Below are 19,833 nucleotides of genomic sequence, written 5' to 3' on the forward strand. Positions count from 1 at the left end.
TATGGGATTTGAACCATTTTTAAGCCCAGTAGAGATTGAGGCCCTGCAGGTAGCAGAAGCTCAGTCGGACAAGGTCCAAAAGCGGACCGCTGAGCAGATCGAAGCCATCTATACTCATGGCAATAATGTCTTGGTCTCGGCATCAGCGGGTTCGGGCAAGACCTTTGTCATGGTCGAGCGGATCATTGATAAGATCAAGCGTGGCGTCAAGGTCAACGAGCTCTTTATTTCGACCTTTACGGTAAAAGCGGCTGGGGAGCTCAAGGAGCGCTTGGAGAAGAAGCTATCGGCTGAGATTGCCCAAACCTCGGATCCTGGTCTTCTCCAACACTTGTCTGCCCAGCTGGCCGATGTTCAGACGGCTGATATCGGGACCATGGATGCCTTCACCCAGAAACTGGTCAACCAGTACGGTTACTTGATTGGGATTGCCCCGCAATTTCGGATCTTAACGGATAAGAGCGAGCAAGACCTGCTCAAGCAAGAAGTCTTTAGCCAACTGTTTGAGACTTATTATCAAGGTGAGGACAGGGATGTCTTTTCCCGTCTGGTGCAGAATTTCTCTGGCAGCAGCAAGTCGACCAAGGCCTTTCAGGCTATCGTGGACAAGGTTTATAGCTTTACCCAGTCGACGGCAGACCCAGACGGCTGGCTGCAGGAGACCTTTTTGAAAAGCTATGAGGATTTTCAGACTGAGGCTGACTTGCCGGCTTATATCAAGGACAACCTGGTCAGCAAGATGCGTCAGGCGGCCCAAAATCTGGAAGACTTGACCAACTTGCCAGACTACAAGCAGGTGACGGCCAAGGGAACCCCGACGGCGACCTATCAGAAGCACGAAGCGATTTTCACCCAGCTCTATGAGTGGAGTGCGGCGCCAGATGTCTTTCCGAGTCTGAGTGACCTGGCCCAGACCGTTAAGGCCCTGATCCCTGCAGGGGATGACGTCACCGTCAGCAAGGTCAAGTACCCGATTTTCAAAGCCCTGCATGCAGACCTTATCGACCTCCAGCACTTGACGACTATCTTGGCCTACCAAGGTCAGGCCTTGCCGATGCTCCGACGCTTGCGGGACTTTGTGGCTGATTTTTCAGCGGCTTATCTGGAACGCAAGATTCAGGAGGGGACCTTTGAGTTCTCAGATATCAATCATTTTGCCATTCGGATTTTAAGAGAATTTGGTCAGGTCAGAGACCTTTATCAGGCGCGTTACCACGAGGTGATGGTCGATGAGTATCAGGACAATAACCATACTCAGGAAGCCATGCTCGATTTGCTCTCGAATGGCTCCAACCGCTTCATGGTGGGTGATATCAAGCAATCTATTTACCGCTTCCGTCAGGCAGATCCTCAGATTTTTAACCAAAAATTCAAGCTCTACCAGGAAAATCCAGCTGACGGTAAGCTGATCCTGCTCAAGGAAAACTTTCGTAGTCAAGGAGAGGTCCTAGACAGTACCAATGGCCTCTTTAGCCACCTCATGGATGAGGAAGTCGGGGATATTCGCTACGATGGCACCCACATGCTGGTAGCGGGTAGCGACCGGCAAAAAGTGGCTAATCCTGACCATGTGACCGAGTTGCTTATCTACGACACGGACAGCGAAGAGGAAAGTCTTCTCAGTGAGAGCGATGCAGACGAGTCTGACCTTGGCCTAGGCCTCAACGAGGTCAATCTGGTTATCAAGGAAATCATCCGCCTCCACAACGAAGAGCAGGTCGCTTTTGAAGACATCACGCTACTCGTGCCTTCGAGGACACGCAACAACGGGATTTTAGCGGCCTTTGCCCAGCATGGGATTCCCCTTGTCGCTGACGGGGGCGAGCAACACTACCTCAAATCCTTAGAAGTTCAGGTCATGCTGGATACCCTGCGGGTCATCAACAATCCGCTTAATGACTATGCCCTTGTGGCCCTCTTGCGCTCGCCCATGTTTGGCTTTGACGAAGACGAGCTGGCCCGCCTAGCCCTCCAAATCCGTGAAGGGCAAAAGGCAGCCAACCTTTATGAAAAACTACAGGTTACTCTTGCCAAGCGAGGCGAAGCCCAAGACTTGATTAGTCCCAGTTTTATGGCTAAACTACAGCGTTTTGAAGAAACCTTGCAATCTTGGCGCCAGGCCGCTCGCCTGCGCAGTCTTCATGACCTGATCTGGCAGATTTACAATGACAAGTTTTACTATGACTATGTCGGGGCCTTGGTCAATGGCGAACAGCGCCAGGCCAACCTTTATGCCCTGGCGCTACGGGCAGACAACTTTGAACGAACAGGCTTCAAAGGACTGTCCCGCTTTGTGACCATGATTGACAAGGTCCTTGCCAGTGACAACGACCTAGCCGATGTCCCAGTTAGCCTCCCTAAAAAAGCGGTCCAGCTCATGACCATTCATAAGAGTAAGGGCTTGGAGTTCAAGTACGTCTTTCTCCTCAATATGGACAAGTCCTTCTTTAGCAACAGGCGTGAGCAAGCCTCGCCCCTTTTAATCAGTCGATACAACGGGGTTGGTATCAAGCTGATTGCAGACATGAAGGACCAGTTTGGCGATGCGACCATGCTCCCTCGGGTTCGTGTCAGCATGGATACCCTACCTTATCAGGTGAATCGCCGTGAGGAGCGGATCAATGCCCTGTCTGAAAGCATGCGCCTCCTCTACGTAGCCATGACCCGGGCCGAAACCAAACTTTATCTGGTCGGCAAGGGCAGTCAGGAAAAGCTCAGTAACCTCTACGACAGCAAGTCGGAACATGGCTTTCTGCCCGTCGCAACCAGAGAATCCCTCGAGTCCTTCCAAGCCTGGTTTTTAGCAGTACAGGAAGCTTTCGGCGCCAAAGAAGACCTCCACTACCAGATCCGCTTTGTCGGAGCTGACGAGCTGACTGCAGCAGCCATCGGCAGGCTGACGCAAGCGCAGGCCATCACCCCAGACCACATGGCCCATAACCGCCAATCCACGGACATATCTGCCATGCTGGACCAGCTAGAAGCCGTGGAAAAGCTCAATCAGCGCTACCAAGCAGCCATCACCCTGCCAAGCGTGCGGACCCCCAGCCAGATCAAGGCCTTCTACAAACCTGTTTTAGATGAGGAAGGTCTGGACATCATGGAAGAACTCACAGCAGACAAGGACCTAGAGCTGGCCTTTGATCTGCCGACCTTCGGTACGGACGCCCCTGTCACAGGGGCAGCTGTCGGATCCGCCCTCCATGGCTTCATGCAGCAGGTCCCATTGGACAAGCCAGTTAGCCTAGTAGATCTTGAAGGTCTGGCCGACCAGCTCCGCTTGCCTGAAGCCATCCGCGCTCGACTGGATTTCCAGAAAATCCTTGATTTCCTAGAGTCAGACCTCGGTCAACTCCTTAAAACGCATGCGGCTCAGGTCAAGCGCGAAGCGCCCTTTGCCATGCTAGTCAAAGACCCAGCCAGCCAAGAAGACTTCGTGGTTCGTGGAATTGTGGACGGCTATCTGGTCCTTGATGATCGCATCGTGCTCTTTGACTATAAGACTGACCGTTACCAAAAGTCTCAGGTGCTGATTGAGCGTTACCGTGACCAGATGGCCCTCTACGGGCAAGCCTTGTCTCGATCCTACGGCATTAGCAAGGTGGACAAGTATCTGGTCTTGCTTGGAGGAGCTAAACTGGAAGTTGTTCCAGTTGAGTCATAGCAGTATCAGCCTATGAAAATAACCGATAAGGAGACCTTATGTTAGACCTATCCAACATCCAAAAAGCCTTTCAAGACACTGAGGTCTTAAAAGGCTGTGATTACCAGTTTGAAGCTGGCAAGATTACAGGTATTCTGGGGCGCAATGGCGCCGGGAAGACGACTCTCTTTAATATCATCAATCAAGAACTCGATGCTGACCAAGGACAGGTCAGCTGGGTTCAAGGTGATGACAGTCGCTCATTGACCTCCAAAGACGTTGGTATGGTTTTTGCGGAAAACTACCTGCCTGATTTCTTGACTGGCTATGAATTTGTCCAGTTTTTCTTAGATCTGCATGGAACTGAGGAGAGTTTGACCCCAGATGAGTATTTGGACATGGTGGCCATCGCTCAGGAAGACCGCCACCGGATTATTAAGGGGTATTCATCAGGCATGCAGAGCAAACTGTCCATTTTAGCAGTGGTCATCATGCAGCCTCCCGTTATTTTACTAGACGAGCCCTTGACGTCAGTAGATGTGGTAATCGGTATTCAGCTCAAAAAATTGCTGAAAACCTTAAAGACGGGGCGGGTGATTTTACTATCAACACACATCTTGCAGCTGGCAACAGACCTCTGTGATGAGGTGGTCCTGCTAAAGGATGGTAAACTTCGTCGCCTTGATTTGGACACGCACGATTCTGACTTTGAAGCGCGCCTCCTAGAAGAATTAGAGGACGGGGACAGCCATGACTAATCTGAAACTCTTTCATTTTATCTGGAAACTCAAGGTTGCTCAGACTTATAATAAGATAGCGTACTGGTTACAAAAAATACCATGGTTGGGTCAGCTGATCAGCAACCGCATCTACCAAGGTGGAGCTGTCAAGACAGTCCTTCATTTTGTCAGCATGGTATGGTTTGGGCTCAAACCATTCATAGGGAGTGCTTTCTATCTCACAATTTTGGCAGGGATTGCTATTGGGTTGGAAAACTTGGATTTTGGTTCCTTTGATAGGACTGAGAATTTCTGGCTCTTGCTGTTTGTCCTAAGTCTCATCATGGCTTCAAGCATGAGAGCTATGATTGAGACTAATAAAGAAAGTATCATGGCTGTTAAGCTTTTTCGTCTGCCAGCCCGTTACTACTATCTCTTTCTTTTACTGATAGAGGTAGTGCTATACCTGATTAGTTTCTCACTTGTCCTGTCTTGGTTCTGTCGTGTGATGGGACAGTCAATCGGTCACGCTTGGTCCTTTACGTTACTAACCTTGGGTGTCCGATTATGCCTCAAGTATGGGCTACTTTATCTCTATTTATGGGATAAATCCTCACCTAGCAAATGGCCTGTTGGGGTTATACTAGGATTATGTATCCTAGCCCCTTTTTTGGGATTGAGTCTTTATTTAACTCATTATTCCCAGCCTTTGGCATGGATGGTCAGCCCTCAAGCAGGTATCGTGGGTTTGCTTCTGATTGCAATAGGAGGGCTTCTCTTGTGGCGGACGAGGCTGATTAAAAAAGTAGCTGATCGTTTGCTCCGAATCACAGAGCTCAAGACTATGGATATGGAAGAGATTGCGACAGCCAACCTGCAGGTCAAGGACGATGACTATGATTTGTCTTCCCTAGCTAGTGGAGAAGTAGGCCATCGAACCGCTAAGGGGATTGTCTATCTCAATCAAATCTTTTATAACCGGGTCGGGCCTCATTTGAAGAAGAAAATGCGCCTTCGAAAGCTACTAATCACTGGCTTGATGCTTCTAGCTATGATTGGGACTGTCTTTCTAAAACCTGGTAAGCCGGGAGGGTTCCAAGAACTCTTGCCACAGGTTTTTCCAATAAGTCTAATGCTGGGGTATTTGCTCTATTCAGGCGAACAGTTTACCCGCTTTTGTTTTTATCACTTAGACAGAAAGTTGCTCAAATACCCTTTTTACCGACAGCCTGATCAGGTCTTGACAGCGCTAAAAATCCGTTTTGCTAAATTGGTTAGACTCCATCTGCCCTTGCTCGTTATCGTACTGATTGGAGTAGCGGGAATTTACCTCTTAACAGGTGGTCAATCGTGGTTTGATTTGTTCTTGCTTTTTGGTTTACAAGCCGTTCTCATGCTCTTTTTTAGCCTGTTTCACTTGATTCTTTATTACTTGATTCAGCCCTTTACTGAGGCCATGAAGACCAAGAGTTTCACTTATCAGGCCATCAATGGCGCTGTTTACTTTCTGGCCTTTCACATGTACCGGGTGTCTGTGGGCAAACCCTTAGCTTTTTTCTGGGGGTTTCTACTAGTCATGGCCCTCTCGGTCCCTCTCGGACTTTGGGCGGTTTTGACCTTTGCTCCTAAGCACTTCCGGTTGAGGGATTAGGAGGAGCATCGTCGTTAGAGAACGTAGACAAACCTATTTTCTGTTGATATGACATTAAAAAACTCTGTTAAAGATTTCTTCTAGCGAGCGAAGCGAGTCCAAAACGAAACTTTCCGCCGTAATAAAAGCACCTGAAACCCTAAAGTTTCAGGTGCTAGGAATCTTTGAGACCTTAGGCTCAAAGATTAGGTTTGCTTTAACAGTCTGGGAGACTGTTAAAGGTTGGAAATAGAGCAAGCGATAGCTTGAAACAGACGTCTCGTAGGAAGTCGCTACCGTCCGTAATGACCTAAGGAAAGTTTCAAAAGAGACTTTGTCTTCAATCTGAAAACACCTTGAGCAATTTTGCTCAAGGTGTTTTCTTACTCTGTTAGCGTGATACGCGACGACGAGCAGCTTTCTTACGGTTTTCCTCGATGAAAGCTTCTTTTTCTTCTTCGGGTTGAATCACTTTTTTGTTGAAGGTGTAGACAGCACCCGCTACAGCTGCTACCGTCGCAGCAACACCTGCGGCTATCCCTTTTACAAAACTATTTTTAGCCATGATGGTCTCCTTTCCTCGATAAAGATTCCAATTAAATCAGGTTTTGGAAGTGACTGACTTTTTGTTTGAATCTCATCTTGTGTTATAATAAATAATAGCGAAAAAGTCAGGAATTTTCAAGGAAAAAGATGAAAAAAAAGGTAATAACGGTCTTAGGACCGACGGCTGTCGGTAAGACAGCTTTGGGCATTGAACTAGCCCAGCTTTTTGATGGAGAAATCATTTCTGGAGACAGCCAACAGGTTTATAAGAGCTTGGATATTGGGACAGCCAAAGCAACTGCTGAAGAGCAGGCGATGGCTCGCCATCATCTGATTGATGTCAGAGAAGTGACCGAAGGCTACTCAGCCTTTGACTTTGTTAAGGAGGCGGCACGAGCTATCGAGGATATTACAGCGCGTGGGAAACTGCCAATCATTGTCGGAGGAACAGGCCTCTACCTGCAAAGCTTGCTAGAAGGGTATCATCTGGGTGGTGACATTGATCAGGAACAGGTCTTAGCTTTCCGTAAGGAGTCAGAATCCTTGTCTGACCAAGTATTGAAAGACATGCTGGAGCAAGCCAACATTACCCTTGAACAATTTACCAGACGTCGCGCCATCAGAGCCTTGGAACTTCATCATTTCGGGAAAGACTTGACCAACAGCGATGCGCCTTATGATGTGCTCTTAATCGGCCTCAATGATGAGCGGGGTTTGCTTTATGAGCGAATTAACCAGCGGGTGGATGAGATGGTGAAAAAGGGTCTCTTAGAAGAAGCAAAGCGGCTCTATGATACTTATCCAGAAGTTCAGGCAACCCGTGGAATCGGTTATAAAGAGCTTTTTCAATATTTTGCAGGGGAGGCGGATTTGGAGACCTGCCTTGAGCAACTCAAGCAAAACAGTCGTCGCTTTGCTAAGCGTCAGCTGACCTGGTTTCGTAACCGAATGGCTGTTGATTTTTACCAAGTATCTGAGCCAGATGCCAAAGATAAGATTCTTCGGGCTGTGCGAGACTTTTTGGAGTCTTAAGAAGGAACACTAATGATAGAAACAGAGAAAAAAACAGAACGTGTTATCCTGGTTGGTGTAGCACTCCAAGACACCGTAAACTTTGATATGTCCATGCAGGAGCTGGAAAACCTAGCCAAGACTGCAGGTGCTGATGTTCAAGGAATTTATGTCCAAAACCGTGACCGCTACGACAGTAAGACCTTTATCGGATCCGGTAAGTTGGACGAGATTGCCCAGATGGTTGAAGCCGATGAGATTGACACCATCATTGTCAACAACAGGCTGACACCGCGCCAAAATGTTAATCTAGAGAAGATTCTAGGCGTTAAAGTCATCGATCGGATGCAGCTTATTTTAGACATCTTCGCTATGCGGGCTAGGAGTCACGAAGGCAAGCTTCAGGTTCATCTAGCCCAGCTTAAGTATATGTTGCCCCGTTTGGTCGGTCAAGGCGTTATGCTCAGCCGTCAAGCGGGTGGTATCGGTAGCCGAGGACCAGGTGAAAGCCAGTTGGAGCTTAACCGTCGCTCTATCCGTAATCAGATCCATGACATTGAACGCCAGCTGAAGTTGGTTGAAAAGACACGGTCAACGGTCCGAGAAAAGCGTCTGGAATCAGGTGTCTTCAAACTGGGGCTTATCGGCTATACCAATGCAGGCAAATCAACCATCATGAATCTACTTACTACAAAGAATCAGTATGAGGCTGATGAACTGTTTGCGACCTTGGATGCGACAACCAAGCAAATCCAGCTACAAGACCATTTTCAGGTAACCTTGACTGACACTGTCGGCTTTATTCAGGACTTGCCAACCGAGTTGGTTTCTAGCTTTAAGTCAACCTTGGAGGAGAGCCGCCATGTGGATCTTTTGCTCCATGTTATTGATGCGTCAGATGCTGACCATGCTACGCAGGAAGAAGTGGTTCTTGCAATTCTAAAAGACTTAGACATGCTGGATATCCCACGCTTGACCGTCTACAACAAGGCTGACCTGATCAAAGACTTCCTCCCCACCCTGTCTCCTCATGTTCTTCTGTCAGCCAAGGCACCAGACGCCAAGGAAAGGCTTCAGGAGGTTATTCTGGACAAAATCCGAGAAATGGCGGAGCCGTTTAGTGTGACGGTGCCCTTTTCTAAATCATACCTCCTTCACGATTTGTCCCAGTTTGCTATTATCGACCAGCGTGAGGTGACTGAGACAGGAGAAGAGGTTTCTGGCGTCATTATGCCTGCTAACCGCTGGCGTTTGGAGGTTTTCTATGACTGATTACCTCAAATTAGCGATGGCTCATGGAGGCTTCACAAGCCTTGATAAGGTTTATCTGAAAAAGGCTTTAGCAGATAAATCCCATGCTGAAAAACTTCAATTCATCACACCTCCACCCAGCGTTCTCAACGCTTATTTTGCGGAGATTTATGACAAGCAAGGTCCTCAAGCAGCGACCAACTATTATTGGGAGCTGTCTAGAGCATTGGGCTTGTTCCCCACTAATCCGTCCTTTGCAGAAGAATACCCCTTTGTCCGTCTGAATCTAGGAGGTAAGGCCTATGGCTTTGCCTATCTGTCTAGTGCTTCAGAAAAAGCACAGGTTTTTGCTGAGCAGGCAGAGCCTATGACAGAATCCTTACTCATCCAACTAGCACAACTCTTTCCCCATTATCAGGTCTTTGAAGAAGGAGGTCAGATTTGGATGACGCTTGTTGAGGAGGCCGACATTGATTGGGTTTATCAAGACGGAGCCAGTAGTCTGCTGACCGATATCTGGATAGCAGAAAAGGCGGTTAAATTATCAGGTTTTAATACAGAGGACTTGCTTCAGATAGCTCAAAACTACCAGGGGATGAGGCGCTATCAGTTCACGGAAAACCAACTTACCTTATTAATTACCAATTAGAAAGTTACACATGCACATTCAATTTTTAGGCACATCGGCAGGTCAGCCCTCCAAGATGCGCAATGTTTCCAGTCTCGCCCTTAAATTGCTCGATGAGCTCAATGAAATCTGGCTCTTTGATTGTGGCGAAGGCACGCAAAACCGTATTTTAGAGACGACCATTCGCCCCAGAAAAATCTCAAAAATTTTTATTACCCATCTACACGGAGACCATATTTTTGGCTTGCCTGGTTTTTTATCCAGCCGTTCTTTTCAAGCTAATGAAGAACAAACAGACTTAGACATCTACGGACCAGTCGGGATAAAACGTTTTGTCTTGACCAGTCTCAAAGTAACAGGCACTCGACTACCTTACAAATTGACCTTTCATGAATTAGAGGCCGACCAGCTTGGACTGATTATGGAGAATGACAAGTTTAAGGTTTATGCTGAAAAACTGGACCATACTGTTTTTTGCATTGGCTACCGTATAATCCAAAAAGATTTAGAAGGGACCTTAGATGCGGAGGGTTTGAAAGCTGCCGGCGTTCCTTTTGGTCCTCTCTTTGGTCAGGTTAAAAATGGTCAAAATGTTACGCTTGCAGACGGTCGTGAGATTATCGCATCAGACTATGTGTCGCCACCACGTCCTGGAAAGATTGTCACGATATTAGGAGATACGCGTCGCACAGCTGCTAGTGTTCGTTTAGCAGTTAATGCCGATGTCTTGGTTCATGAGTCAACCTATGGAAAAGGTGATGAGAAAATTGCCCGCAAGCATGGCCACTCTACCAATATGCAGGCGGCAGAAGTAGCGAATGAAGCTAATGCTAAGCGTCTCCTCTTAAACCACGTGTCTGCCCGTTTTCTTTCTCGGGACATCAAGCAGCTTCGTCAGGATGCAGCGACTATTTTTTCAAATGTCTATGTGGTTAACGACTTGGAGGAGTTTGACGTATGAGAACCATTATCATCACAGGAGCAACCGGTGGGCTGGCTCAGGAAATAATCAAGCAGCTGCCAGATGATCAGCTGATTCTGACAGGTCGGAGCCTTGAGAAACTGACCGCTCTTTATCAGACCAGACCGCGGACCAAACTGGTCCAGCTGGATTTGGCTGATAACAATGCCCTCGAGCAATTTGTGGCCGCTTGCTACCAGTCCTATGGACGAATTGATGTCCTGATTAACAATGCTGGGTTTGGTGACTTTAAAGCCTTTGATGAGGTCTCTGACAGCGAAATCAGAGCCATGTTTGACATTGATGTTTTCGCCCTCATGACCCTATCTCGTCTCGTTGGCAAAGAGATGAAGCAACAGGAGCAAGGTCAAATTATCAATGTTTCCAGTGTCTTGGGACTCATGGCAACGAGTAAGTCAACAGTCTATGCAGCAGCTAAGTTTGCTGTGACAGGCTTTTCCAATGCCCTGCGGCTCGAACTGGCAGACCACGGCGTAACGGTCACAACAGTAAACCCTGGGCCCATCCGCACAGGCTTTTTTGACTTAGCTGACCCATCGGGAGATTACCTCAAGCGGGTTGACCGCTATGCCCTTAATCCAGATCAGGTTGCTCGTCAGATTGTAGAGGCTATCAGGACCAAGAAACGCGAGGTAACCTTGCCCTTTATCCTGAAAGTAGCCCATCGTCTTTATACCCTTTTTCCGACCATAGGAGATTACCTGGCTCGGAAGACCTTTAATTATAAGTAACGAATATGAAAAAAGATATTTCCTATGTGCTCTGGGGGCTATTTTGGATCGTCATTGGTCTGGGATTAATGGTTCGCAGGGAGCCTTTTGTGGATGGGATGGTCTATATCACGGGTATCAGTATTTTTTTACTGGGTCTCTTTAAGTTTCCAGAAGCCCTGTTTGCCACCAAAAAATTTCCCCAATTAAAGCATAAGCTCTTTCATTGGGGAGAAGGGCTTGTTCACCTTTTGATTGCAAGTTTAATTGTCTTTATTAGTCCCTACTCAGCGGTATGGCTGGCAAGGTTGGTAGGCCTTTATCAGATGGTTTTAGGCTTGATTGCCTTGCTTAATTATTTGATTTTGCGAAGCGACAGGGTTCCTCGTCGCTTAAACCAACTGATGATCGCTTTTTACAACCTCTTTTTTGGCTTGCTCAGCCTTTTTAATCAATATGATGTACAAGGAACCTTGTTTCGCTTAGGAATCTATTTGATTTTTGTAGGACTGACTTCGATTAATGACGGCCGTCGGATCTTAATTTCACAAGAGAGAGAAACTCGATTTAATCGGAACATTCGTATCAGCGTTCCAGTTATTTTTACCATGTTCTTACCGCATGGGATGATGACCAAAATCAACGCCTTTATCAATGATGAGTTAGACCTGACACCTCAAATAGAGGCTGATGAAGCCTTAAAGGCCCGAAAAAGCGTTTCAGGCATACCAGATTTAAAGGTTTTTATTCATACCGCTAAGACTGGTTTTAATATGGTGGGACACTGCGATATCAGTTATCAAGGCCGAATCTACACCTTTGGGAATTATGATGTGGACTCAGAACGGTTATTTGGAACTATGGGAGATGGGGTCTTAGTCGAAACAAATGAGACATCCTACATTGATTATTGCTTAAGAGAGGCTGACAAGACTCTTTTTGAATACCAGTTGGTGCTAGATGATCAACAACGTCAGGCTTTTGAAGCAAAATTAGCAGACATCAAAGAGCTAACTGTCCCTTGGGAGCCAACCTCTGAGACACAAAAGGCTAGTTATATGGGGCAATTACAGGCGATTCATGGAGCAATATTTTCGAAATTCAAATCAAGTCGTTTCAAGACCTATTTTGTCCTGGGGACCAATTGTGTGCTCTTAGCGGATGAATTGATTGGGACAGCAGGTTTGGACTTGATCCGGATGGCTGGTATCATAGCCCCTGGGTCCTATTTTGATTATCTCGAAAAAGAATATGAAAATCCCAATTCCATTGTGGTTGGGAGGGCCGTCCATAGTCCAGAAATAAGAGCTTTACAAGAAAAAACAGGAAAAACGTTTACATAAAAAGTCTATTTCAATAGCTTGCCAAAGTCTTGGAATTTGTGTAAACTAGACTAATGAATAATCCTTTCAGTAATGAAAGGAACACGTAGGGAGCGAGATAGGCTGAAAGTGTTCAGTTTATTGCGCTCCTCTATCTTTGTCTTAGGAGGATTTATGCGCTTTATTTGGTCTTACTTGAAGAAACATCCCAAGCTCCTAGCTCTTGATGTTTTCGGGGCTTTTATGTTTGTGCTCGTTAACTTGGGTTTGCCAACGATTTTGGCCCGAATGATTGATGAGGGCTTGATTGGAAATCGGCCTGATCGGTTGTATTATTGGGCAGTCGTCATGTTAGCTGTTATTATTGTCGGTGGGTTAGGCCGGGTTGTTTTAACCTATGCTTCCAGTATGATGACAACGACCATGATTAAGGAGATGCGTGCAGACTTATATGAAAAACTGCAAGCCTACTCCCACCACGAGTATGAGCAAATTGGAGTATCTTCTCTGGTGACACGGATTACCAGTGATGCCTTTGTCCTCATGACCTTTGCAGAGCAAGCCCTTCGAATGGGGGTCATTACCCCGCTGATGATGACCTTTTCTATGGTTATGATCATTCTTTCAAGTCCCTCTTTAGGTTGGGTTGTTGCGCTTTGTATTCCTTTTTTAGCGGTCACGGTTTGGTATATTGCCCACAAAACGGGTCCTTTATCTGAGAAGCAACAGAAAACCTTGGATAAAATTAACCAATACGTTCGTGAGAATCTGACAGGCTTGCGGGTTATTCGTGCCTTTGCTCGTGAGGATTTTCAAGAAGAGCGTTTTGGTAAAGCTAATGAAAGCTACGCAGACACCTCCAGCAAACTTTTTCGTTTGACTGGTCTAGGGGAGCCACTCTTTGTTCAACTGATCATTGTCATGATTGTGTTGATCGTCTGGTTTGCCTTGCCACCGATTAGCCGAGGAACCTTGCAAGTTGGTAATTTAGTAGCCTTTATCGAATATGCCTTTCATGCTTTGTTCTCTTTCCTTATGTTTGCGAATCTCTTTACCATGTACCCACGGATGGCGGTATCAGCTAAACGCCTCAAAGAAGTTCTAGACATGCCTATTTCGATTGACTCCAACGAAAACGGTGTTACTGAAACGGAAACTAAGGGCTATCTTGAGTTTGACAATGTCACCTTTGCCTATCCAGGGGAGACAGAGAGCCCAGTCTTACAAAACATTAGCTTTAAGACCAAGCCTGGTGAGACCATTGCCTTTATTGGATCAACAGGTTCAGGGAAGTCTTCCTTGGTTCATCTGATTCCACGCTTTTACGATATCACGTTTGGACGTATTTTGGTGGATGGTGTAGATGTTAGAGATTATAATCTTAAGGCGCTCCGCCAGAAGATTGGCTTTATTCCCCAAAAAGCTCTGCTCTTTACAGGGACAATCGGGACGAATCTGCGTTACGGAAAAGAAGATGCGACTCTTAATGAACTTGATCAAGCGGTTGATGTCTCTCAGGCAGAAAACTTTGTCAAATCGACTGAGAAAGGCTATGACCATCATCTTGCAGAAGGAGGAAGTAACCTCTCAGGCGGTCAAAAACAGCGTCTGTCCATTGCTCGTGCAGTCGTTAAAAAACCTGACATCTATATCTTTGACGATAGCTTCTCAGCACTGGACTACAAGACAGATGCTGAATTGCGTCGCCGTCTCAAGGAAGTAACGGGTGATGCGACAGTTCTGATTGTAGCTCAACGCGTTGGGACCATTATGAATGCGGACCAAATTATTGTCCTCAATGAAGGTGAAATTGTTGGCCGTGGGACACACGACGAGCTGATGGTCTCCAATGACATCTATCGTGAGATTTCCGAAAGCCAACTCAATAATCAAAGTTTAACGGAAGGAGATGCCTAGTATGAATACAGAAAATGCCTTTAAACGCCTCTGGCACTATTTAAAAAATTACCGTGGTTCTCTCTTTCTTGCTATCTTTTTCAAGGTTTTAAGTGCAGCCATGAATGCTCTAGAACCCTTGATTTTTGGTCTCATCATTACTGAAATTACCTTTAACGTCCGTGACATGCTGGCAGGGGTAGAAGGTGCTGGTATCAATTACCGCTACATCATCATCGTCTTGGTCATCTACTACATTCGAGGAACCCTTTATTCGATTGGGTCCTGGTATGCCAATGTCTTTATCACTAAAGCTGTTCAGTCCACCATTCGTGACCTCCGCAATGAGATGAGCCGCAAGATTAACAGTATTCCAACCTCATACTTTGACCGTCATCAGTTTGGGGATATGTTAGGGCGTTTTACTTCGGATGTCGAAACGGTATCTAACGCTCTGCAGCAGTCCTTTTTACAGATCGTCAATGCTATTTTAACGGTAGTCCTTGCGATCTCCATGGCTGTCTACATTAATCCGGGACTATCTCTTATTGTTATTGTGAGTATCCCCTTAACCTACTTTTCAGCCCGTTTTATCATGGGCAAATCCCAGCCATACTTTAAACGTCAGGCCAAAATTTTGGGAGACATGAACGGCTTTGTTCAGGAAAACCTGACAGGCTTTAACGTTATCAAACTTTATGGGCGAGAGGACCATTCAGAAACTGAGTTTGGTGAGATTCTAGAGGATTTACAGGCGACTGGCTTTAAGGCTAGTTTTGTATCTGGTATCATGATGCCAGTCCTCTCTACCATCTCAAACCTGGCCTACCTTGCTGTAGCTCTCTTCGGTGGTTTCCAAGTTCTGTCAGGAACCTTGACGGTCGGTAATCTCCAAGCCATGGTTCAATATGTTTGGCAGGTCAACCAGCCCATTCAAACCATTACTCAGCTAGCGGGTATCTTACAGTCTGCCCAGTCTTCTTTGGAACGCATCTTTGCCGTTTTAGACGAAGCAGATGAAACTTCAGTTGTGACCGAGACCCTTGAGGCAGCTCTAACAGGGCAGGTTTCTTTTGAGCAGGTGGATTTCCAATACTTACCGGATAAACCTCTGATTCGTGATTTCAATCTTGAAGTCAAACCGGGCGAGATGATAGCCATCGTTGGGCCGACAGGAGCAGGAAAAACGACCTTGATTAACCTTCTCATGCGTTTCTACGATGTGACGTCAGGCGCTATTAAGGTGGACGGTCATGATATCCGTAATTTATCCCGTCAAGAATATCGAAAAAACTTTGGCATGGTCTTGCAGGATGCCTGGTTGTATGAAGGTACCATCAAGGAAAACCTGCGCTTTGGTAATCTGGAAGCAACGGATGAAGACATTATTGCTGCTGCAAAAGCTGCCAATGTCGATCACTTTATCAGGACACTACCAGGTGGCTACAACATGGAAATGAACCAAGAATCCAGCAACATCTCCTTGGGACAAAAGCAACTCTTGACCATTGCGCGTGCCTTGCTGTCTGACCCTAAAATCTTGATTCTGGACGAAGCGACATCATCTGTCGACACCCGCCTAGAACTCTTGATTCAAAAGGCCATGAAACGCCTCATGGAAGGCAGAACCAGCTTTGTCATTGCCCATCGTTTGTCAACCATCCAAGAAGCGGATAAGATTTTGGTCCTCAAAGACGGTCAAATCATCGAGCAGGGAACCCACACCAGCCTTCTTGAAGACAAAGGGTTCTACCATGATCTTTATTACAGTCAATTTGCTAAATAATTGTCTCTATCAAAGTAAATGGTTGGTCAAAGGAGAAATCAGCTAATGCTTTTCCTACTTATTACACCATGGTATAATAAGTAAAAAGAATTTAGAAAGAATATGATAAATGGCAGATTTTTGGACGGCTCAGGAAGCTTCTCCACCCAGCATTGGGTATGAATGGAGACTTCTTTTGCTCTTTTCCCTCTGGGTGTTTGCCCTTTTAACAAAATTTTTTCGGAAGCAACCGCTTTATAAGGGTTTCTTTTTCAGCCTGCAGGTGCTTCAAATAGTTGCCCTCTATAGTTGGTACTTGGCATATAGGTTCCCTTTATCCATTAGCCTTCCTTTATACCACTGCCGGTTGGCTATGTTTGGTTTGCTTTTATTACCTGACCGCTCACCTCTGAAGCAGTATTTTGCTACCATGGGCATTGTAGGAACAATTTTAGCCTTTGTATACCCCATTTTGGATAACTATGCCTTTCCTCATTTAACATTTTTTACTTTTTTTCTGGGTCATCTTGCCCTCTATGTCAACAGTCTTCTTCATTTATCGAAAATGGAGGATGGTAGGAGCAACTTGTCAGTAGGGAAAATAGTAAACAATACGCTTTTGATCAATATAGTCCTTGTTGTTGTTAACCAGTTGACCGGAGGAGACTATGGCTTTTTAAGACATCCTCCAGTTATAGGAGGTCACTCCATCATCTCTAACTATATCCTTGTCACTATGGGATTGTCTGCCTTATTGGTCTTTACCCATCAACTATTACAGGTTAAACCTAGTTTGAAAATGAAAGTCCTTAGCAAGTATGGCTAAGGACTTTCTTAGTTATCAGCATTGCATTAGATAGCCTTTTTCGCTATAATAAAAAGGATGAAAATATCAATCACCGTTAGAGGGGAAATCCCATGTAGAACGATTAGATAAGCTTTGAAAACGACTAGAAGACTAACAGAAATGAGACACAGATGAACTTACAAGAAGAAATAAAAAAACGCCGCACCTTTGCCATTATCTCTCACCCGGATGCGGGGAAGACGACCATGACCGAGCAACTGCTCTATTTTGGCGGTGAAATCCGTGAAGCAGGGACAGTAAAAGGAAAGAAAACCGGAAACTTTGCTAAGTCTGACTGGATGGATATTGAGAAACAACGGGGAATTTCAGTGACCTCATCCGTTATGCAGTTTGACTATGATGGCAAACGGGTCAATATCCTGGATACCCCAGGGCACGAAGACTTCTCAGAGGATACTTATCGAACCCTGATGGCGGTGGATGCCGCGGTCATGATCGTGGATTCCGCTAAGGGTATCGAGGCGCAGACTAAAAAACTCTTTGAGGTTGTTCGCCACCGCAACATTCCAGTTTTTACCTTTATCAACAAGTTGGACCGTGATGGTCGGGAGCCTCTGGACCTCTTAGAAGAACTCGAAGAAGTCCTTGGTATTGCCAGCTATCCTATGAACTGGCCAATCGGTATGGGCAAATCCTTTGAAGGCCTCTATGACCTTTTCAATGAACGCTTAGAGCTCTATAAGGGTGAGGAGCGCTTTGCTAGCTTTGAAGATGGCGACAAGCTCTTTGGCAATAACCCCTTTTATGCCCAAGTCCTTGAAGACGTTGAACTCCTCTCAGAAGCTGGAAATGAGTTTTCAGAAGACGCCATCTTGGATGGCAAACTGACGCCAGTCTTTTTTGGCTCTGCCTTGACCAATTTTGGTGTCCAGACCTTCCTTGAAACCTTTCTCAAATTTGCCCCAGAACCGCATGGTCATAAAACGACCGATGAGCAGGTCATCGACCCGCTCAATCCGGATTTCTCAGGCTTTGTCTTTAAAATTCAGGCCAATATGGATCCTCGTCACCGTGATCGCATTGCCTTTGTTCGTGTGGTCTCAGGCCAATTCGAACGCGGCATGGCGGTCAATCTGCCACGGACAGGCAAGGGTGCTAAGCTGTCTAATGTGACCCAGTTTATGGCGGAAAGCCGTGAAAATGTGGAAAATGCGGTCGCTGGCGACATCATTGGGGTATACGATACAGGTACCTACCAGGTAGGGGATACCCTGACCGTTGGCAAGAACAAGTTTGAGTTTGAACCCCTACCAACCTTCACTCCTGAAATCTTTATGAAGGTGGCAGCTAAGAATGTCATGAAGCAAAAATCCTTTCATAAAGGGATTGAACAGCTAGTCCAAGAAGGAGCTATCCAGCTCTACAAAAATTACCAGACCGGTGAGTACATGCTGGGCGCTGTCGGACAGCTCCAGTTTGAAGTCTTCAAACACCGCATGGAAGGCGAGTATAACGCTGAGGTCGTCATGACGCCGATGGGCAATAAAACCGTCCGCTGGATTAAGCCTGAAGACTTGGACGAGCGCATGAGCTCTAGCCGTAATATCTTGGCAAAAGATCGTTTTGACCAGCCTGTCTTCCTCTTTGAAAATGACTTTGCCTTACGCTGGTTTGCGGATAAGTATCCAGACGTTGAGCTCGAAGAGAAGATGTAAGGTTTAAACCAAGGCACCAAAGGATGTTTTATTGACTTATTAGGGAACGCCCCTGTAACTATCAGGTTGTTCGAACGACCAGTTCGTTTTCCTGAAAGAGGGCAATAGTATGCATGAAGAGAGGAGACTCCTATGGATCGCCACTGGATAGAAAATCTGCCCAAAGTAGACTTACACTGCCATCTGGATGGCTCAATACCACTAGCGACTCTTGAGGCAATAGCTGAAAAGGATGGTCTCATCTTTGACGCTAACAAGGCAGTGGCTCCAGATAAATGCACCAATTTAGCAGACTATCTGACCTGCTTTGATGCGATTTTGCCATTACTGCAAACAGTTGAGAACCTTGAACTGGGGACTTATGCTTTGGTGGAAAGCTTAGCAGCGGAACAGGTGCAATACGCTGAAATCCGTTTTGCCCCATTATTGCACCGGCACCAAGGCCTGACCATCGCCCAAGTAATCTTAGCGGTTTGTCAGGGGATTTCTCGGGCTCGTCAAGAGTTTGACATCCAGGTGAACCTCATGATTTCTGGTATGCGCCACCATAGCGAGGAGCAAAATCTAAGCTTGGTCCAGGAGGCCATCCAGCAGTCCTTTCCTTATCTGGTCGCCTTTGATGCGGCTGGAGACGAAGCTGCTTATGATAATCAGGTCGTGGCTACTTATATTAAAGCTGCCAAGGCGGCAGGATTTGCTATTTCCCTCCATTCAGGCGAATGTGGCTGTGCCCACAATGTCTATGAGGCTATGCAGTTAGGAGCGTCTAGAATAGGACACGGGGTTGCCATCGCAGATGATCCTATGATTTTAAACCACGTCGTTCAAGAGGGAATTGTTCTAGAACTCTGCCCAATTAGTAACCTGCAAACCAATGCCATTTCTTCCTGGACTGACTATCCCTTGCATTATTTTTTAGATCAGGGTGTTAAGTGTACGATTAATACAGACAATCGTACAGTATCGCAGACTACCCTGACTAGAGAATTCCTGACCTTAAGTAAGCAATGCGGACTCACAAGAAAGCAAGTAGAGCAGTTGTCTTATATTGCCATTGAGGCTAGCTTTGCAGATGAAGTTACCAAAAGTCATCTAAGGGATGGACTTGATAGCTATTTTAGAAACGAATAAGGGATCTGATAGCTGTAGAAGCCGTACTATCATTTAGTACACTTCTGTGTATTGTTTAAACTACAAACTTGGACGT

15 protein-coding genes are annotated in these 19,833 nt (G+C 46.1%); 14 read left to right on the forward strand and 1 reads right to left on the reverse strand.

The genetic code is table 11. The annotated features are described in order from the left end of the window. Position 1: 1 nt before the first annotated feature. The 3 genes from addA to ACVRYP_RS00200 are packed head-to-tail and all read left to right on the forward strand — an operon-like array spanning position 2 to position 6,013. Complete coding sequence (gene addA, locus ACVRYP_RS00190; protein WP_447466808.1) at positions 2-3,664, forward strand: helicase-exonuclease AddAB subunit AddA; 3,663 nt, start codon at positions 2-4, stop codon at positions 3,662-3,664. 38 nt (positions 3,665-3,702) lie between these two features. After that, on the forward strand, positions 3,703-4,401 hold the full coding sequence (locus ACVRYP_RS00195; protein ID WP_447466809.1) for an ATP-binding cassette domain-containing protein: 699 nt from the start codon (positions 3,703-3,705) through the stop codon (positions 4,399-4,401). Then, positions 4,394-6,013 carry a hypothetical protein gene (locus tag ACVRYP_RS00200; RefSeq protein WP_447466810.1) on the forward strand — a complete coding sequence of 540 codons (1,620 nt, stop codon included), beginning with the start codon at positions 4,394-4,396 and terminating at the stop codon, positions 6,011-6,013. Before ACVRYP_RS00195 ends, ACVRYP_RS00200 begins: the two co-directional genes overlap by 8 nt. A gap of 370 nt (positions 6,014-6,383) precedes the next feature. Here ACVRYP_RS00200 and ACVRYP_RS00205 read toward each other — a convergent pair whose 3' ends face one another. Further along, the gene (locus ACVRYP_RS00205) at positions 6,384-6,557 is read right to left on the reverse strand and encodes a DUF3042 family protein (RefSeq protein WP_447466811.1); all 174 of its coding nucleotides are present in this window, start codon (positions 6,555-6,557) and stop codon (positions 6,384-6,386) included. A 128-nt stretch (positions 6,558-6,685) separates the two neighbouring features. Between ACVRYP_RS00205 and miaA the strand changes: the two genes are divergently transcribed. From miaA to add, 11 genes are all read left to right on the forward strand, one after another. After that, entirely contained in the window at positions 6,686-7,570 is an 885-nt protein-coding gene (gene miaA / locus ACVRYP_RS00210) for a tRNA (adenosine(37)-N6)-dimethylallyltransferase MiaA (RefSeq protein WP_447466812.1), read from the forward strand. A gap of 12 nt (positions 7,571-7,582) precedes the next feature. Next, positions 7,583-8,821 (forward strand): GTPase HflX, encoded by a 1,239-nt coding sequence (gene hflX, locus ACVRYP_RS00215; protein ID WP_447466813.1) that lies wholly within the window; start codon positions 7,583-7,585, stop codon positions 8,819-8,821. After that, positions 8,814-9,449: a cystathionine beta-lyase gene (locus ACVRYP_RS00220; RefSeq protein ID WP_447466814.1), complete on the forward strand. Its 636-nt coding sequence runs from the start codon at positions 8,814-8,816 to the stop codon at positions 9,447-9,449. The genes hflX and ACVRYP_RS00220 overlap by 8 nt, the downstream gene beginning before the upstream one ends. Positions 9,450-9,459: 10 nt before the next feature. Continuing rightward, entirely contained in the window at positions 9,460-10,389 is a 930-nt protein-coding gene (gene rnz, locus ACVRYP_RS00225) for a ribonuclease Z (RefSeq protein ID WP_447466815.1), read from the forward strand. Continuing rightward, the gene (locus ACVRYP_RS00230) at positions 10,386-11,141 is read left to right on the forward strand and encodes an SDR family NAD(P)-dependent oxidoreductase (protein ID WP_447466816.1); all 756 of its coding nucleotides are present in this window, start codon (positions 10,386-10,388) and stop codon (positions 11,139-11,141) included. The genes rnz and ACVRYP_RS00230 overlap by 4 nt, the downstream gene beginning before the upstream one ends. Positions 11,142-11,146: 5 nt before the next feature. Next, positions 11,147-12,463 (forward strand): HdeD family acid-resistance protein, encoded by a 1,317-nt coding sequence (locus ACVRYP_RS00235; protein WP_447466817.1) that lies wholly within the window; start codon positions 11,147-11,149, stop codon positions 12,461-12,463. Between the two features lie 153 nt (positions 12,464-12,616). After that, the gene (locus tag ACVRYP_RS00240) at positions 12,617-14,359 is read left to right on the forward strand and encodes an ABC transporter ATP-binding protein (protein ID WP_447466818.1); all 1,743 of its coding nucleotides are present in this window, start codon (positions 12,617-12,619) and stop codon (positions 14,357-14,359) included. Position 14,360: 1 nt separating this feature from the next. Next, positions 14,361-16,124, forward strand: coding sequence for an ABC transporter ATP-binding protein (locus ACVRYP_RS00245; RefSeq protein WP_447466819.1), 1,764 nt, complete (start codon positions 14,361-14,363; stop codon positions 16,122-16,124). Positions 16,125-16,233: 109 nt separating this feature from the next. Next, a complete protein-coding gene (locus ACVRYP_RS00250; RefSeq protein WP_447466820.1) occupies positions 16,234-16,929 on the forward strand; it encodes a YwaF family protein in 696 nt (231 codons plus the stop codon). Between the two features lie 152 nt (positions 16,930-17,081). Continuing rightward, positions 17,082-18,626: a peptide chain release factor 3 gene (locus ACVRYP_RS00255; protein WP_447466821.1), complete on the forward strand. Its 1,545-nt coding sequence runs from the start codon at positions 17,082-17,084 to the stop codon at positions 18,624-18,626. 132 nt (positions 18,627-18,758) lie between these two features. Then, positions 18,759-19,757 carry an adenosine deaminase gene (gene add, locus ACVRYP_RS00260; protein ID WP_447466822.1) on the forward strand — a complete coding sequence of 333 codons (999 nt, stop codon included), beginning with the start codon at positions 18,759-18,761 and terminating at the stop codon, positions 19,755-19,757. The last annotated feature ends 76 nt before the right edge of the window (positions 19,758-19,833 follow it).

Source organism: Streptococcus rifensis (assembly GCF_053203525.1).